Below are 741 nucleotides of genomic sequence, written 5' to 3'. Positions count from 1 at the left end.
TTTGTATCTGGAGTAACATGATATGTTGCTCCTCCTACACTAACAACTAAATCTCCTTCTACATTTTTAGATGTTCCACTAAATTCTGGTGTTGTATCGTTTGTCTCTACTGTATCTACAATAGTAACAACTGCATTTGAATCATCGTCTGGATCTGTTGCTACTTTAAAGTCATCACTTATTTGTTCTATTGCATTTCCATCAGCATCTTCTGCATCAACTGTAATTGTATATGTTCCATCTGAAGCTAAACTAAATGTTCCTGATACTGGAACTGCTGTTTCTGTATCTAAAGACCATTTATTCTCTGCATTTGGAATAACATGATATGTTGCTCCTCCTACTTCAATAACTAAAGGTCCTTCTGTATTTGTAGCTGTACCATTAAATAATGGTGTTATATCTGAAATTGTTGTTGTATCTACTAATGTTACTACTGCATCTGTTTGTGTATCTAGTATGAAGCTATCATTTGCAGGACGCATATCATGACCATTTGTACCTGTTGCATTTACAACTATTGTATATGTTCCATCTACATTTAAGTCTAATGTTCCTGATACTGGAGTAGCTGTCTCTGTATCTAAAGTCCAATTACCATTTGTATCTGGAGTAACATGATATGTTGCTCCTCCTACACTAACAACTAAATCTCCTTCTACATTTTTAGATGTTCCACTAAATTCTGGTGTTGTATCGTTTGTCTCTACTGTATCTACAATAGTAACAACTGCATTTGAA

General features: G+C 34.4%; 1 protein-coding gene. It reads right to left on the bottom strand.

What is annotated here, in order from left to right; translation table 11 throughout:
- A partial coding sequence (locus GY937_05930) for a hypothetical protein (GenBank protein MCP5056252.1) occupies positions 1-741 on the bottom strand: 741 nt, incomplete at both ends.

The sequence above is a fragment of the bacterium genome (assembly GCA_024228115.1).
In the GTDB taxonomy this organism is placed as follows: Bacteria; Myxococcota_A; UBA9160; order UBA9160; family UBA6930.
Note: the sequence above shows the minus strand (reverse complement) of the source record. Positions and strands in the feature narration are given on the sequence as shown.